Origin of the sequence: Nonomuraea sp. K271 (assembly GCF_009908215.1) — a bacterium.
Taxonomy (GTDB): domain Bacteria; phylum Actinomycetota; class Actinomycetes; order Streptosporangiales; family Streptosporangiaceae; genus Nonomuraea; species Nonomuraea longispora.
Genome location: NZ_JAAAHR010000090.1, coordinates 22,919 through 36,357 on the forward strand (window position 1 = coordinate 22,919; position 13,439 = coordinate 36,357).

16 protein-coding genes are annotated in these 13,439 nt (G+C 70.4%); 7 read left to right on the plus strand and 9 right to left on the minus strand.

Features of this window, described 5'->3' with window-relative positions; all coding sequences use genetic code 11:
* Positions 1–28: 28 nt before the first annotated feature.
* Positions 29–253 carry a hypothetical protein gene (locus GUY59_RS47640; protein WP_201761395.1) on the plus strand — a complete coding sequence of 75 codons (225 nt, stop codon included), beginning with the start codon at positions 29–31 and terminating at the stop codon, positions 251–253.
* Positions 254–270: 17 nt separating this feature from the next.
* On the opposite strand, the gene GUY59_RS27465 is transcribed toward GUY59_RS47640, so the two are convergent.
* From GUY59_RS27465 to GUY59_RS27475, 3 genes are read right to left on the minus strand one after another with little or no spacing between them, the layout of a single operon-like run.
* Complete coding sequence (locus GUY59_RS27465) at positions 271–1,359, minus strand: Zn-dependent alcohol dehydrogenase (protein WP_138199355.1); 1,089 nt, start codon at positions 1,357–1,359, stop codon at positions 271–273.
* Between the two features lie 59 nt (positions 1,360–1,418).
* A complete protein-coding gene (locus GUY59_RS27470; protein WP_132331286.1) occupies positions 1,419–1,610 on the minus strand; it encodes a ferredoxin in 192 nt (63 codons plus the stop codon).
* Entirely contained in the window at positions 1,607–2,059 is a 453-nt protein-coding gene (locus GUY59_RS27475; protein ID WP_138199356.1) for a pyridoxamine 5'-phosphate oxidase family protein, read from the minus strand. Before GUY59_RS27475 ends, GUY59_RS27470 begins: the two co-directional genes overlap by 4 nt.
* An 86-nt stretch (positions 2,060–2,145) precedes the next feature.
* Between GUY59_RS27475 and GUY59_RS27480 the strand changes: the two genes are divergently transcribed.
* Positions 2,146–2,775, plus strand: coding sequence for a class I SAM-dependent methyltransferase (locus tag GUY59_RS27480; RefSeq protein ID WP_138199366.1), 630 nt, complete (start codon positions 2,146–2,148; stop codon positions 2,773–2,775).
* Here GUY59_RS27480 and GUY59_RS27485 read toward each other — a convergent pair.
* The 5 genes from GUY59_RS27485 to GUY59_RS27505 all read right to left on the minus strand — a co-directional run bounded on the left by GUY59_RS27485 (position 2,772) and on the right by GUY59_RS27505 (position 8,424).
* Positions 2,772–4,097 (minus strand): MFS transporter, encoded by a 1,326-nt coding sequence (locus GUY59_RS27485; RefSeq protein WP_138199357.1) that lies wholly within the window; start codon positions 4,095–4,097, stop codon positions 2,772–2,774. The two genes, GUY59_RS27480 and GUY59_RS27485, sit on opposite strands and share 4 nt — an antisense overlap.
* 135 nt (positions 4,098–4,232) lie before the next feature.
* On the minus strand, positions 4,233–5,228 hold the full coding sequence (locus GUY59_RS27490) for a DUF1702 family protein (protein WP_138199358.1): 996 nt from the start codon (positions 5,226–5,228) through the stop codon (positions 4,233–4,235).
* Between the two features lie 131 nt (positions 5,229–5,359).
* A complete protein-coding gene (locus GUY59_RS27495; RefSeq protein ID WP_171055308.1) occupies positions 5,360–6,442 on the minus strand; it encodes a prenyltransferase in 1,083 nt (360 codons plus the stop codon).
* Positions 6,439–7,149 (minus strand): class I SAM-dependent methyltransferase, encoded by a 711-nt coding sequence (locus GUY59_RS27500; protein WP_171055309.1) that lies wholly within the window; start codon positions 7,147–7,149, stop codon positions 6,439–6,441. Before GUY59_RS27500 ends, GUY59_RS27495 begins: the two co-directional genes overlap by 4 nt.
* Before the next feature lie 30 nt (positions 7,150–7,179).
* Entirely contained in the window at positions 7,180–8,424 is a 1,245-nt protein-coding gene (locus tag GUY59_RS27505) for a glycosyltransferase family 4 protein (RefSeq protein ID WP_138199359.1), read from the minus strand.
* A gap of 248 nt (positions 8,425–8,672) precedes the next feature.
* Between GUY59_RS27505 and GUY59_RS27510 the strand changes: the two genes are divergently transcribed.
* Positions 8,673–9,704, plus strand: a complete 1,032-nt coding sequence (locus tag GUY59_RS27510; RefSeq protein ID WP_138199360.1) for a GDP-mannose 4,6-dehydratase — start codon at positions 8,673–8,675, stop codon at positions 9,702–9,704.
* A 155-nt stretch (positions 9,705–9,859) separates the two neighbouring features.
* Here the strand turns inward: GUY59_RS27510 and GUY59_RS27515 are convergent, their stop codons facing one another.
* Positions 9,860–10,726 (minus strand): AraC family transcriptional regulator, encoded by an 867-nt coding sequence (locus GUY59_RS27515; protein ID WP_138199361.1) that lies wholly within the window; start codon positions 10,724–10,726, stop codon positions 9,860–9,862.
* A gap of 60 nt (positions 10,727–10,786) precedes the next feature.
* Here GUY59_RS27515 and GUY59_RS27520 point away from each other — a divergent pair, with 60 nt between their 5' ends.
* The 4 genes from GUY59_RS27520 (at position 10,787) to GUY59_RS27535 (ending at position 13,004) form a co-directional block, all read left to right on the plus strand.
* Positions 10,787–11,365: a helix-turn-helix domain-containing protein gene (locus tag GUY59_RS27520; RefSeq protein WP_138199362.1), complete on the plus strand. Its 579-nt coding sequence runs from the start codon at positions 10,787–10,789 to the stop codon at positions 11,363–11,365.
* On the plus strand, positions 11,358–12,191 hold the full coding sequence (locus GUY59_RS27525) for an SRPBCC family protein (RefSeq protein ID WP_132331275.1): 834 nt from the start codon (positions 11,358–11,360) through the stop codon (positions 12,189–12,191). The genes GUY59_RS27520 and GUY59_RS27525 overlap by 8 nt, the downstream gene beginning before the upstream one ends.
* A 53-nt stretch (positions 12,192–12,244) precedes the next feature.
* Positions 12,245–12,655: a DUF2000 domain-containing protein gene (locus GUY59_RS27530; protein WP_138199363.1), complete on the plus strand. Its 411-nt coding sequence runs from the start codon at positions 12,245–12,247 to the stop codon at positions 12,653–12,655.
* 76 nt (positions 12,656–12,731) lie between these two features.
* The gene (locus GUY59_RS27535) at positions 12,732–13,004 is read left to right on the plus strand and encodes a hypothetical protein (RefSeq protein WP_138199364.1); all 273 of its coding nucleotides are present in this window, start codon (positions 12,732–12,734) and stop codon (positions 13,002–13,004) included.
* The last annotated feature ends 435 nt before the right edge of the window (positions 13,005–13,439 follow it).

Consider the following 13,439-nt stretch of genomic DNA (forward strand, 5'->3'; position numbering starts at 1 on the left):
CCCCGTGCGATCCTTCCGATCAGCCTGGGTGCTCCTCACCCGATCGGACGCCCACATCCGCGGCCTGACGGCGTACAGGTACGCCGGAGACGCCGGGTCGCCCGAGGCCCGACAGGGGATCGACGCGTGGCTCCGCATGTTCCTGGCGGCGACCGTGACCGCTGCTGAGCAAGCCGAAAGGTTCGGCGAGCACCCGCTGGGCCACCCGCGAATCGCGCCGGCCCGCATCGTGCCCGCCAGCCCTCAACGGTGAAGGGCCGGGCGGGGTCGTCAGTCCATGATGACGATCTGGCGCAGGACCTCGCCGCCGCGCAGGGCCGCGACCGCGTCGTTCAGGTCGGCCAGGCGGATGCGTGAGCTGATCAGGGATTCCAGGTCGAGCTTGCCGGCCTTGTGGAGCTTGGCGAAATAGGGGAAGTCGCGGCGTACGTCCGCCTCGCCGTACAGGCTGGACAGCAGGTTCTTGCCCTCGAACAGCAGGTTGAACGCGGAGATCGAGACCATGTCGTCGGCCGCGCCCGCCCCGACCACGACGACGTCGCCGCCCGCCCGCGTGACCTGCCAGGCGCTCTGGATCGTGGCCGCCTTGCCGACGACCTCGAACCCGTAGTCGAAGCCCGCGCCCCCGGTGAGCTCGCCGACCGCCTCGGGGACCTGCTCGGGCGTCACCGCGTGCGTGGCCCCGACCTTCCTGGCCAGCTCGTGCTTGGACTTCAGCGGGTCGACCGCGAGGATCGTGCGCGCGCCGGAGAGCCGGGCGCCCTGGATGACCGACAGGCCGACGCCGCCGCAGCCGATCACCGCGACCGTGGAGCCGGGCCGGACCTTGGCGGTGTTGATCGCGGCGCCCACACCGGTCGTGATGCCGCAGCCGATCAGGGCCGCCGCCTCCCATGACACGTCGTCGTCGATCTTGATGGCGCCCTGCCACGGGACGATGATCTCCTCGGCCCAGGTGCCGCATCCCGCCATCCCGAACACCGTCGCCTCGTCGCCGCCGAGCCGGAAGTTGCCCTTGCTGAAGGACTCGATGACGTACTTCATGCACAGGTACGGCTGGCCGCCCACGCACAGGTCGCACTCCTGGCAGGCCGGGCGCCAGCTGATGACGACGTGGTCGCCCGGCTTGACGGAGGTGACGTGCTCGCCCACCTCGACCACCTCGCCCGCGCCCTCGTGGCCGGGGACGAGCGGCACGGGCTGCGGGAGCACGCCGGTCATGGCCGACAGGTCCGAGTGGCAGACCCCCGTCGCCCTGACGCGCACGCGTACGTCCGACGGCCCGACGGGGGCCAGGGTGACGTCGTCGCGGATGTCGAGCTTGTCGTTGCCTACGGCGTGCAGGATCGCGGCGCGCATGTGGAGCTCCTCCTCGGTGGGACGGGTGGGGGTGCTTGAGGGTGGTGAACCCCGTCGGGCTATTCCTCCAGCGAAAGGGCGGCCTTGGGGCAGGACCTGACCGCGTGGCGGACGCGGTCCCGCATCTCGGGCGGTGGTTCGGGCAGCAGGATGTGCAGCTGGTCGTCGTCGTCCACCTCGAAGACGTCGGGGGCGAGCCCCATGCACACGGCGTTGGCCTCGCAGACCAGCTCGTCAACGGTCACTTTCATGCGAGCCTCCTGTGGTCCCATGAGACCACTTTGGTGCGCTCGACGACGTACGCAACCCGTTTGAGCCCGGTTTTCTCGACGTACGGGCGCAGCAGCTCGTCCGGCACGCCGGGCGTCGTCCTGCGGGCGACCATCATGCCGACGTCCATGACGCGGTCGCGGTCGTCGAGCCGCCCGGCCCTGCCGTAGACCAGGACGCCGCGCAGCTCGTCGTAGGCGTCGCCGGTCTCCACGAGGCAGGTCACCCGGGGGTCGCGGGCGAGGTTGCGGGCCTTCTGCGACTTGGCGTAGGTCCAGAAGGCGATGCGTCCCTCGGAGAGCCCGTAGAACATCGTCACCAGATGCGGCGTGCCGTCCCTGTTGACGGTGGCCAGCTGCAGCTTGCGTGCGGCCTCGAGGAAGGAGGTGACGTCGTCGTCGGACATCGCGATGCGAGCGCGCTGATTCACGAAGCCAAGTAGAACAGGGTGCAGAAGTACCGGGCAAGAGCCCGACGGAATGTTGTTCGGTTCGGCTAGGGTGCATGCCTATGACCATGCCGTCGGAGCTGCTCCACGCGGCTGAGCGCGCCAAAGGATTCATGCCGCCCGAGGAAGGGAGCGCCCTCTTCGAGACGGCCCTGCGCTACGGCCCGCTCGGCCCCATCTGCGAGATCGGCACCTACTGCGGCAAGTCGGCGATCTACCTCGGGGCGGCGGCCAGGCAGGCCGGGTCCGTGGTCGTCACCGTCGACCACCACCGCGGCTCCGAGGAGATCCAGCCCGGCTGGGCACACCACGACCCGGCGCTGGTCGACCCCCGGTTCGGGAAGATGGACTCGTTGCCGGTGTTCAGGGCCACGATCGCGGCGGCTGGCCTCGAGGAGGAAGTGATCGCGGTCGTCGGCAGGTCCGAGCGGGTCGCCGCGCTCTGGAACACCCCGCTCGGCATGGTGTTCATCGACGGCGGCCACTCCGACGAGCCGGTGACCCTCGACTACGAGGGCTGGGCGCCGCACGTCATGGAGGGCGGCGCGCTGGCGTTCCACGACGTCCACCCCGACCCGGCCGACGGAGGGCAGGGCCCTTACCGCGTCTACCGGCGCGCGCTGGAGTCGGGCGCGTTCGCCGAGGTGGCGGTGCACGGCTCGCTCCGCGTGCTGGAGCGCGTCGGCCAGGGGATCTAGACGCGCGATCGTGCGTCCGGCGCGCCGGCGCCGGCGCCTTCGCCGACGCGCGTCTCGGGCGTCGTGAGCGCCACCGCCAGCGCCACGAGGGCGACGACGAGCAGGTAGTAGCCCGGCGACACCGGCGTGCCCGTGGAGTTGACCAGCCACGTGGAGACGAGCGGCGCCGTCCCGCCGAAGAGCGCGAGCGCCGCGTTGTAGCTGATGCCGGCGCCCGTGACGCGGGTCGCCGAAGGGAGCAGCTCCACGAAGAAGGTGTAGCTGGCCCCTCCGTACGCGCACAGCGCCGCGGCGAGCAGGAGTTGCCCGGCCACGGCTGAGGCCAGGGACCCACTCGTGACCAGGAGGAACGCGGGCAGGCTGACCACCGCGACCGCAGCGGCGCCGGCGACCAGCATGGGCTTGCGGCCGTACGCGTCGGAGAGCCTGCCGCCGATCGGCAGCAGCACCGAGAAGGACAGCAGCGCGACGGCGTTGGCCACGAGCGACTCCAGCAGGCTCAGCCCCACGACCGTCCGGAGGTAGGTGACGAAATAGCCCACCAGGACGTAGAAGCCGAGTCCGGACAGCGCCATGACGGCGAAGATCTGGCCCAGCCGGGTCCAGTTGCCGCGCAGGCTGCCGCGCACCGGGTGGCGTTCGAGCGCGTCGTCCCGTGCGAGCTCCTGGAAGACCGGGCTCTCCTCTGTACGCCTGCGGATGTACATACCGATCAGGGAGAGCGGCAAGGCGACCAGGAACGGCACCCGCCAGCCCCACGAGTCGTACGCCGCTTCGGACAGTGCTCCGGAGACCGCCATGATGAACACGAGGGCGAGCACGGACGCCGCCCCCGTGGCCGCGACCGAGACAGCGACCCAGGTGCCGCGGCGCTCGGAGGGGGCGTGTTCGAGCACGAACGAGGGCGCGCCGACCGCCTCACCGCCCGCTGAGAACCCCTGCGCCAGCCGGCAGGCGACGAGCAGGACGGGCGCCACGGTCCCGGCGGCCGCATACGTCGGCAGGGTTCCGATCAGCGCGGTCGCCACGCCCATGCACGTGAGCGTCGCGTAGAGGGCGGCCCGCCGCCCGGCGCGGTCGGCCAGCGCGCCGAAGAACACGCCTCCGAGCGGCCGGGCCACGAACGCGACACCGTACACGGCGAAGACCGACAGAAGGCTCGCCACCGGGCTCGCGCCAGGGAAGAACGCCTCGGCGACGGCGACGGCCGAGAAACCGTAGATCGCGAAGTCGTAGAACTCGACGAACTGGCCCGTACCGGCGCCGAGCAGCACCCGGCGTTGCGCCGCGGTCGTGCCACCGGGGCTGATGAAGTCGCGCATCAAAAGGGGGGATGTTTCCTTCCGGGCTGGTGGTCGGCCCGAGAAGGCTAGCGCGCGTGCAGGCCGGTGGTCAGCCCGGACAGGCCGGTTGCGTGCCGGTGGTCGGTCCGGGCAGGCCGGAGCTCGCGCCGGAAGTCAGGTGCGCAGGCGGCGGGTCCAGGAACGGCGGGTCTGCGCCTGCCAGCCGCGGTAGTCCTCGTGCGTGCGTGCTTCGTGCCCGAGCGCGATGAGCGCCCGGTCGGTCCACGAGGCCGCCTCCTCCGGGTCGGTGCCGGCCAGGATCGCCACGGCCTGGGCGGCGTGGCCGGGCAGCAGGCCCGAGCGCAGCCGCGCGGCCACGGCGAACGCGCATCCCTGCGCCAGGTGTGCCCGGAACCCGTCGGCGCCCGCGTGCTCGGTCAGCCACCACAACTCGTCGTTCTCGGCGCCGCCCGTGTACGTGGCGGCGAACCCGACGCCGCTCCACAGGTCGGCCCGCCGTCCCGCCGGGAACCGGGCGATCCTGGCGGCGAGGTCGCCGGCCGAGGCGCCGTCGTGGTACCACAGCAGCCGTCCCAGCCCTTGGTCGAACACGGCGCCGTGGGCCCTGGTGAGCACATCGGGCATCGTGCGGTCGCCCACCATCCGGTCGGCCCTCGCCAGGCTCCACTGGAACCCGAACCCGTCGACGGCCAGCCAGCGCAGCAGCGGGTGCGCGCGCCGGGCGCCGCGTACGGGGCGCAGCCGCAGGAGCGCGTACCCGCGGCCGGCACCGAGGTAGGCGGCGTGGCGGTGGTGCTGGGCGGGGCCGGCCAGTAGCTCGTGAAGGCGCCGGCCCCGGGTCAGCGTGAGAAGGTCGAGTACGGTGCAGGCGGCGGCGGCCCCTTCGTAGCCGAAGGGCCGCAGCTCGGCCGCGACTTCCTCAATCTTCTCGACTTCTCGCGACATCACCGCGTTGAAGCCGAAGACATACGACTTTTCGGCATCGGTGAACTCTGTCGGAGAAGCTCCATCTCTGAGCCGGAACCTTCGCCGGCCCAGATCGGACTCCTGCGGATCCTTGGCCAGGAACCGCCGCCATCCCCGCGCCTGGGAAAGTGTCGGCTCGGTCCTGACCTGATCCAAGAACGTTGTTGTGCCCGTGTCGCCCACGCTTCCCCCGAAGACGTCTCGTACCGGCCACTGAAGAAGCTAGTTACCTCATTGCGCCTTTCACCGGCGGCGCACCGGATTTCCCCGGCAAAGAACCCGCAAAAGCCCTTGTGGACCGGCGAAGTACCAGGTCAGACGCCTTCGCCCGAACGTCCCTCCGGCACCGGGGGAGGCAGGCGGCGTCCCGTACCGGCTGCGCATCCGCAGACGTCCGGGTCGAACACGGATGTTCCGGCGATGTCACGGAACAGCCCGGATCCCGGCGAGAGACCCATCAGCGCGTCGGCCGCGAGGACGACCGCCGCCGCGGTGTACCCGGACCGCTCGTGCGGGAAGTGCCTGCGGTTGGCGTACTGCCACCCCGTCCAGTACGAGCCGTCCTCGTGGCGCAGGTGTTGCACGTCGGCGAACAACGCCGCCGCCCGCTCCCGGTCGCCCAGGGCGTCGAGCGCCAGCACCAGCTCGCACGTCTCCGCCCCCGTCACCCACGGCTGGTCGGACACGCAGCGGATGCCGAGCCCCGGCACCACGAACGTCGCCCACTCGCGCTCCAGCAGTTCGTACGCCTGCCGCCCGCGCACCGCGCCGCCCAGCACGGGGTAGTACCAGTCCATCGAGAAGCGGCTCTTGTCGGCGAACGCCTCGGGATGCGCCGCCAGCACGTGCGCCAGCCGGTCGGCTGCCAGCTCCCAGTGGGGCTGCGGGTCGCCCAGCCGGTCGGCCAGCAGCACGCCGCAGCGCAGCCCCTGGTGGATGGAGGAACACCCGGTGAGCAGCGCGTACGCCGACGGCTTGCCCTGCGCGTCGCGCTCCCAGACGATCTCGCCCCGCTCGGTCTGCAGCCCCGCCACGTAGTCGAGCGCGGCCTTGACCATGGGCCAGCTCTCCTCGGTGAGACGCCGGTCCCCGGTGACGAGATGGTGGTGCCAGACGCCGGCGGCGACGTAGGCGGCGTGGTTGGTCTCGCCGCCCAGCTCGGTGGGCTCGCCGCCGACCAGCTTCATCGGCCATGAGCCGTCGGCGCGCTGGTGGCGGGCCAGCCAGGCGTAGCCGCGGCGTACCGGCTCGGCCAGCCCGGCGACGGACATCGCCATCAGGCACTCGATGTGGTTCCACGCGTCGACGTGACCTTCCGGCCACGGCACGCCGCCGTCGTCCTGCTGCATGGCCGCGATGCTCTCGGCCGTACGCACGACCTCCGCGTGGGAGATCATGGCTTCCGGACGTAGAGGACCACGCTCTTGCCGATGACCGGGTTGAGCACGGCCTCGGCGATCCTGGTGGCGGCGGGGCGTTTCATGATGTCCCAGACCAGCAGTTCGTGGTAGGCCTTGGCGAGCGGATGGTCGTCGTTGTCGACGCCGACCGCGCACTTGATCCACCAGTAGGGCGCGTGCAGGCCGTGGGCGTGGTGGTGGGGGCCGATCACGAACCCGGTGGATTTCAGCTTGGCCGACAGCTCCGCCAGCGTGTAGATGCGCACGTGGCCGCCGGGCGCCGTGTGATAGTCCTCGTCCAGCGCCCAGCAGATGCGCTCGGGCAGGAAGCTCGGCACGGTCACCGCGGCCGTGCCGCCGGGTCGCAGCACGCGGAAGATCTCCCGCATGGCCGCCATGTCGTCGGGGATGTGCTCCAGCACCTCGGCGGCGATGACCCGGTCGAAGACGCCGTCCTCGAACGGCATGTCGAGCGCCGTGCCCCGGACGGTTTCCCCGGTGGCGCCCTCGGGCACCTCGCCCGCCTTGTCCATGGCCGCGAACATGGCCGCCACGCTGTCGAGCTCCGCCTGGTCCATGTCGAACGCGGTTACGTCCGCTCCCCGGCGGAGCACCTCGAAGGCGTGCCTGCCGCCGCCGCAGCCCAGGTCGAGCACGCGTACGCCGGGGCCGACGGGAAGCCGGGCGAAGTCCACGGTGAGCATGGTCGCTTCTCCTCGTGATCGAGTTCGGGGTCAGCTCTCGCGGGCCGCGATGGCCTCTCGGTAGGCCTCGACGGTCCGCTTGGCCACGACGTGCCAGGTGTAGCGCTCCATGACGCGGTCGTATCCGGCTCGGCCGACGCGTTCGCGTTCCTCGGGGGAGTCGTGCAGGCGGCGCAGCACCGCGGCCAGCTCCTCGGCGTCGCCCGGCGGCACCTGTACGGCGGCGTCGCCCACGACCTCGGGCAGCGCGCCCGTACGGCTGGCCACCAGGGGCGTGCCGCAGGCCATGTGCTCGACGGCGGGCAGCGAGAAGCCCTCGTAGAGCGAGGGCACGACGGAGATCTCGGAGGTGGCGATGAGCTCACCCAGCTCGTCGTCGGAGATGCCGTGCACGAAGCGTACGCGGTCCTGCAGCGACAGCTCCTGGACGAGCTGCTCGGTGGGGCCGCCGGGGGTGGGCCTGCTGACGACGGTGAGGTTGACGTCGCGCTCGGTGGCCAGCTTCGCGACGGCCCTGAGCAGCGTGGCGACGCCTTTCATCGGCGAGTCCGCGCTGGCCACCGCCACGATGGATCCTTTGCGCCTGGGCATGCCGGGGCGGGGGTGGAAATAGCGGGTGTCGACGCCGAGGGGGATCAGGCGCATGTTGGCCTGGGGGACGTTGAAGTCGCGGTGGATGTCGGCCAGCGACGACTCGCTGACGGTCAGGATCGGGCTGAGCCGGGGAGCGACGCGGGCCTGCATCTTGACGAAGGCGTACCACCGGCGCATGGTCAGCTTCTTCGTGCCCCGGGCGGCCTCCAGTTCGATGCGGCGGTCGACGCTGATCGGGTGGTGGATGGTGCCGACCACGGGGAACAACTTCTGGATGCCCAGCAGGCCGTACCCGAGGGTCTGGTTGTCCTGCACGACGTCGAAGTCGCCGACCCGCTTCTTCAGCTCGCGGTAGGCCCGCATGGTGAACGTCAGCGGCTCGGGAAACCCGGCGGTCCACATGGTGCCGACCTCTAGCCAGTCGATCCAGTCGCGGTATTCGCGCAGCTTGGGCGTTCGGAAAGGGTCCTCGTCGCGGTAGAGGTCGAGGCTGGGCACCTCGCGCAGGATGACGCCGTCGTCGAGCTCGGGGTAGGGCTGGCCGGAGAACACCTCGACGTGGTGCCCGAGTGCAACGAGTTCACGGCTCAGATGGCGGAGGTAGACGCCCTGGCCACCGCAGGTGGGTTTGCTGCGGTAGGACAGCAGCGCGATCCGCAGCGTTCGCTCCCGCACGGACACCCCTTTCTCGCCGGTGAGGCCCGAAGACGGGCGTGTACCGTAAAGATGACCTTAGTGCGAGAAGGCTACCATCCGGTAGGTTGGTGAGAATTGTTCACAGTGGCTCTCACAGGCCGTGCGAACTGCGAAGTCGCGGTGACCGAGCGTGGTTCGGTGGAACGCGTTCTAGGTGGCTTGATGCCCTATTGGGGCGCTTAGCTGTACATTTCCGTCCCAAAGGGACGCGGGACGCGATCGTTGGAGGACCCTTGGCCAGGCGCGCTCTGATCACCGGCATCACCGGCCAGGATGGTTCCTACTTGGCGGAGCATCTGCTGGAACAGGGCTACGAGGTCTGGGGGCTGGCAAGGGGACAGGCGAACCCGCGGGTGTCCAGGATGCGCAAGCTGCTCGCCGACGTGCACGTGGTGCGGGGCGACCTGCTGGACCAGGGGTCGCTGATCTCCGCGGTGGAACGGGTTCAGCCCGACGAGGTCTACAACCTGGGCGCGATCTCGTTCGTGCCCATGTCGTGGGAGCAGGCCGAGCTCACGGCCGAGGTGACCGGGATGGGCGTCCTGCGGATGCTTGAGGCGATCCGCGTGTGCTCGGGTGTATCGAGGAGCGGCGGGAGTGCCGGCTCCTCCGGACAGATTCGCTTTTATCAGGCTTCGTCGTCTGAAATGTTCGGCCAGGTCAGCGAAACCCCGCAGACCGAGAGCACCGCCTTCCACCCGCGCTCGCCGTACGGGGTCGCGAAGGCGTACGGACACTTCCTCACCCAGAACTACCGCGAGTCGTACGGGATGTTCGCGGTGTCCGGGATCCTGTTCAACCACGAGTCGCCGCGACGCGGAGCCGAGTTCGTCACCAGGAAGGTGACGCTCGGGGTGGCCAGGATCAAACTCGGGCTGACCGCCCAGCTGCGCCTGGGCAACCTGGAGGCCCGGCGCGACTGGGGGTTCGCGGGCGACTACGTCAAGGCGATGCACCTCATGCTGCGGGCCGGCAGCCCCGAGGACTACGTGATCGGGACCGGGCGGATGAAGTCGGTCAGGGAGCTGGTGGAGGCGGCGTTCACGGCGGCGGGGCTCGACTGGGAACGGCACGTTGTGACCGACCGGGCGCTGCACCGGCCGGCCGAGGTCGACCTGCTCTGCGCCGACCCCAAGAAGGCGCGGGCGCAGCTGGGATGGGAGCCGAAGGTGTCCTTCGACGAGCTCGTCGCGATGATGGTCGAATCAGACCTCCGCCTCCTCACCGACGGCGGCGACCCTGATCAGGATTCTTCCTGGCCGTAGGTTGTTCTCATCTGACTCGACGAACCGGACTTCGGCTTTACGGCACCGCCAAGGCCCGCCAGTCGCCGTCGTCGGCTCGCCTCTGTCCAGGGGAACGGCCGCTGACCGGTCAGTGGCGCGCCGCCGTTACGGCACGCACGGGCACCGTCGGCGTGTCACTTCCTGCCCAAGGGCGCCAGGCTGATCCGGCCGGGCGAGGTCCGGTCCGGGCGGAGGGCTTGGCGGTAGGCGCCTGGGGTCAGGCCGAAGTAGCGGGTGAACCAGCGGGTCAGGTGGCTCTGGTCGGCGAAGCCCGTCGTGGTGGCGGCCTCGCTGATGGGGGCGCCGTCGGCGATCAGCGCGCGGGCCGCCCTGAGCCGTAGCTGGCGCTGGTAGTCGCTGGGCGGCAGGCCGTATTCGGCGTGGAAGGCACGGTAGACCGTGTAGCGGCTGGCGCCGGTGGCGCGGGCCAGGTCGTCGATGGTCAGGTCGTCCAGCAGGCGGTCGTGGAGCACCTGCCGTGCCTGTCGCGCCACCCGCGCCGGCCTGCCCGCCCCCGGGTGGACGGGGCGGGTGGCGGCGCGGCGTACGAGCTGGGTGATCGTCGTCGTGAGCAGCTCGTCGCGGCGCAGCGACGGCGCACCGGACAGGAGAGCGGTGTGCAGGGCGCGCAGCGCGCCCGCCAGGCGCGGGTCGTCGAACACGGGCTCGGTGAAGAGGGGAAGGCCGGTGCGGCGGCCCGTCACGTCCGCCAGGGTGCCGGAGACCAGGCCGGGGCCGATGTGGACGATCCGGTAGGTGAACCCGAGCGCGTCGGTGGCGTGGCCGTCGTGGGGGTCCTCGGGGTTGAAGGCCATGATCATGCCCGCCGCGCTGGTGTGGGCGGAGCCCCGGCAGGTGAACGACTGCGCGCCCGTCTCGGTGACCCCGAAGGAGTAGGTCTCGTGGCTGTGCCGGTGGTAGACGTGCCGTTCGAAGTGGGCGTGCATCGCCTCGATCGGGCGGTCCGGCGAGCGCCAGTAGCGCGACCAATCCTGCGCCATGAGCTCATCTTCCCATCCCCATTGACAAGAAGGATTTTTACGTAAAGGATAGTTTTTGCGATGAGGGACATTCTGTATCTCGAAGAGATCGAGCAGGCCGAGGCGCTGCTCAAGCCGCAGCGCGTGGAGGTGCTGCGGCAGCTGGCCGAGCCGCGCACCTGCTCGCAGGTCGCCGAACGGCTCGGCCAGACGCCGCAGCGGGTCTACTACCACGTCAAGCGGCTGGTCGACGCCGGCCTCGTCGACCTCGTGGCCGAACGCAAGGTCCGCGGGATCAGCGAGGGCATCTACCAGGCGGGCGCCCGGTCGTACTGGCTGTCGCCCCGCCTGGTGGGCCGGATCGGGCTGCGCAAGGCACGCGACGAACTGAGCCTCGGCTACCTGCTCGACCTCATGGAGGAGGTGCAGGCCGACATCGCGGCGCTCGACAGAGCCGCGCCGGAGCTGCCGTCGCTCGGCCTGTCCGGAGAGATTCACGTGCGCCCGGAGAACCGGCACCAGTTCATGACCGAGCTGCAGAGCATGCTGCAGGACCTGTTCACCAGGTACGGCGGCGCGGAAGGCGACGCCTTCAAGATCGCCGTCGCCTGCTACCCCAAGACAACGGATCGCCCTGAAGAGGAGCAAGACAATGACTGAGCCCATGATCATCCGCGTCCGTGTCCAGGCGCCGCTGAAGACCGTCAGGCACGCGCTCACCGACCCCGCCGCGTTGCGCGTCTGGCTGGCCGAGCACGCCGAGGTGGCACTGCCCGGCACGTTCGCGTTCTGGGGGCGCAGCATCCCCGAAGGCGACGCGCCGCACCAGCGGCCGCTGCATGCCGACGAGCGCACGCTGCGGTTCGCGTGGCTGCTCGACGGCGAGGAGACCACCACCGAGTTCACGCTGGAGGAGGACGGTGACGCGACCATCGTGGCGGTGTCCCAGACGCACTTCGACTTCCAGGACGTGATCACGGGTAAGAGCATCCGGGGCGTGCTGCAGACGTTCTGGTGCTGCGCGCTGGCCAACCTGGCAGAGCACCTCGAAGGGCGCGAGCTCACGCCGAGGATCGACTTCACGACCACGGAGATGCGGGCCCGGCTCACGATCGGCGCCTCGCCGTCCGACGTGTTCGACTCGCTGACCGACTCGGAGGCGGTGACGCGGTGGTTCGGCTACCCCATCGAGATCGAGCCGTACGTCGGCGGGCGCTTCGCCATGGGCGGGCTGGCCGACAATCCCGACCCGGCCAAGGTGATCGAGCTGGAGCCCGGACGCAAGCTCTCCGTGGACTGGGGCGACGCGGGGATCGGTACGTGGGAGCTGGAGGGGTCCGGCGGCAGGACGCGGCTGACGTTGATGCAGAGCGGCTTCGACGAGGCGCGGCCCCCGTACGCGGCGTGGGGCGGCTTCCTGTCGGGGCTCGCGGAGCTGCGGCGCTACCACGAGGTGCCGGACTGGCAGCCGATGTTCCTGCCGTAGGGCGCGCACGAGCGTTCAAGACCTGGCCGGGCGGTGACGCCGAGACTTGAGCCATGCGATTCGATACCAAGATCGGCATTGTGGTGCGCGCGGATCTGGCCGCATGGCAGAAGCTCAACGTCACCGCCTTCCTGTCCGGCGCGGTCGCGGGCGGGGTGCCGGAGACCATGGGGGAGCCGTACGAGGACGGGTCGGGGAACGCGTACCTCCCGATGATCCGGCAACCCGTGCTCGTGTACGCGGCGGACCTGGCGGAGCTGCGCGCTGTTCGCGAGAAGGCGGTGGGGCGGGGGATGGACGTGGCCGTCTACATCGAGGAGATGTTCAAGACGGGACACGACGCCGACAACCGGGCGGCCGTACGGGCTGTGGAGGCGGGAGATCTGGCGTTGGTCGGGGTGGCCGTGCACGGGCCGAAGAACGGCGTCGACAAGGTCCTCAAGGGGCTCTCTCTGCACCCCTGACCTTCCGTACGAACCGGAACGACGTCCGGCTCAGGGTCGAGTTCGGCGACGGCCGGTCCGCCTACCTCGACCTGGGATGGGAGCAGTACAAGATCGCGGTCAAGGCGACCACACGTCGCCCTCCGACCAGCGGCGCGACGCTGACCGCCGCGACGAGCTCCGGAGACAGGGCTGGCGGGTGATCGCCGTCCGGCGGGACGTGGTGCCGAGCCAGATCGCCGACCTATTGCACGTCGTCGCCAATGCCTTGATCGAACGCGGCTGGCAACCCGGGGTTGGGGGCACCGAACGCATCCGGCGCCTCGTCCGCGCCGCCCGCCACAAGTCCCGCTACCGCCCCGGCGCATGAGACCTCCGGACCGCGAGCCGGCCGCGAAGTGGCAGGCGACTACGTCAAGGCGGTTGCAGACCGGGGCACGACCCGGCGATCGGGCGGCCGTATGTGGAGGGACGGGCTGCGTGACGTCACGGGAGTGAAACTTCCCGATACCCCGCTGATCCGGCAGGAGGAGCGGGCCCGCCCGACCTGTTCGACGAACCGGTCTGAGGCAGGGCTTGCCGAAGCCGGGTGCTCACGGGAACTCGCCTCAGAGCAGAGCCGAACGCATCCAGGGCGCCCATGCTCCGCCGAGCTGACGCGGCGCGGACGAGCGTGTCGGTGGGAGTCCTGGCGGGAAATGCAGGGGGTCGTCAGCCGATGGTGACCGGGAGTTCCTTGATGCCGTTGATGAAGTTCGAGCGCAGCCGGCGGGCCGGGCCGGTCTGGCGGAGGCGGGGGCGGCGG